This is a genomic window from Variovorax sp. P4_D9 (assembly GCF_056401695.1).
This window is the reverse complement of record NZ_JBFUIU010001387.1, coordinates 1-1,503: the sequence shown is the minus strand read 5'-3', so window position 1 is coordinate 1,503 and position 1,503 is coordinate 1. Positions and strand designations below refer to the sequence as shown.

The window sequence follows — 1,503 nt, the reverse complement described above, 5'->3', positions numbered from 1 at the left end:
CATCGGATGTTTCCGCGCGCAGGCATGTTTTTCGGCGGCGCGGGGCGCGCAGGCGCCGTGGCGGTACCGCTGAAAGGACCTGGCGGTTCGACGGCCGTATAGGGCAGTTTCCACTCGCGCCGCGTGCCTTCCTCGTGCAAGGTGACCTGCGTGTCCTTCATGGCGACCACCTTGCCGTTGCGCATCTGGCCGTCGCGCCAGTCGAGAAAGCGCACGGTCTGCCCCAGTTCATGTTGGTCCGCACGGCGATGATCCGCCGTGGATCGGCCAGCATGCGTTCGAGGCGCTCAACTGGAACAGCTCCAGGCTGCTCGCGCGGTCGAGCGCATCGATCAGCTTCGGGTTCACTGCGTCGTCCTCTTCGCGTTGCAGACGCCCGGGCGGGAGGTCCTCAGGCGGTCAGTCGTTGCTCAACGTGCGGCCCGCCGATGTTCCACGGCAGCAACTCGTCGAAGCGGTTGATCGGCGCGTACGCCTGCGGATGGAGCCCGCTCAGCTTGGCCGTCTCCACCAGACTGTAAATCGACGCCGCGCGCACTCCGCCGGCGTCCGAGCCCGTGAACAGATAGTTGGTCCTGCCAAGGGCTACGCCACACGCAGGGCGCGTTCGGCCGCATTGCTGTCGATCTCGATGCGCCGCCCGTCATCGCGGCAGCGTTTGAGCGAGCGTCAGCGTGAGAGCGAGTCGCCGATCGCCTTGGCCAACTCCGACTTCTTCGGATACTTTGCCCATGCTCGTGAGCCAGGAGCGCAACTCGTCCAGCAAGCGGCCGCGCGGGCCTGCCGGACACGGCACCGCACATCGGGAGGTTGCCCCCAAATCCATGCCACCTCGAGCAGAATGCGCGGGAGGCACAGCACTGTTGAAGCTGGCGCTGGTTGTTCGACGCGGGGCAATGCCTTCTTGCGAGGTCGAGGGAGGAGGCCTCATCGTGGAACTCGTCCCTGAACTGGGCAGTGGCATGGCTGGAGGATAGCGCCCGTCGCTGCAGGTGGCGCGACAAACCCGATCTCGAGGTGCTGCTGAGCATCGGAGCGACGATCTGGACGCTGGAGGTTGAAGCGGCCAGGCGGGTAAAAAAAAGCCCGCGATCAGCGAGGTGCCGAACGTCGGGGTCACACAGACATAATAAATATGGCGTACTCTGCGACTAGATGGTCCGCTGGCGCTGGTAGAGGGCGCTTCGGCAACCCGCTCACTGAGAGTGGGGCCTCGATGCCGGCGGCCGTCCGCCCAGCGCGCATGAAAAAACACAGGCGGAATCCCGAGGTAGGGCGAAGTGCCTAACGGGACCCGTCCCGACTGCCGGAAAGCAGGCGTCGGGTCCGTTCACCGAGTTTTGCCAGGCGGCCTCTGACAGTGGTCGTAGCCGCTCTCTGAGACCGGTGTGCCTCGCGCTCGTGGCCCAGAGCCGCATTGAGGGCCTTGAGGCCTTGCGGGTTGCGCTTCCAGACCCCGGTAACCGTGAAGTTGCCCCGATTTGACGGCACGAAGTTGGGGAT

Annotated in this window: 1 protein-coding gene and 1 pseudogene; both read right to left on the bottom strand. The window is 65.2% G+C overall.

Annotated elements, in window-relative coordinates; all coding sequences use genetic code 11:
- A pseudogene (locus AC1DY5_RS55240) lies at positions 1 to 215 on the bottom strand (hypothetical protein); the annotation flags it as partial.
- A 176-nt stretch (positions 216 to 391) separates the two neighbouring features.
- Positions 392 to 538: a transposase domain-containing protein gene (locus AC1DY5_RS55235; protein WP_478122631.1), complete on the bottom strand. Its 147-nt coding sequence runs from the start codon at positions 536 to 538 to the stop codon at positions 392 to 394.
- Positions 539 to 1,503 lie beyond the last annotated feature (965 nt).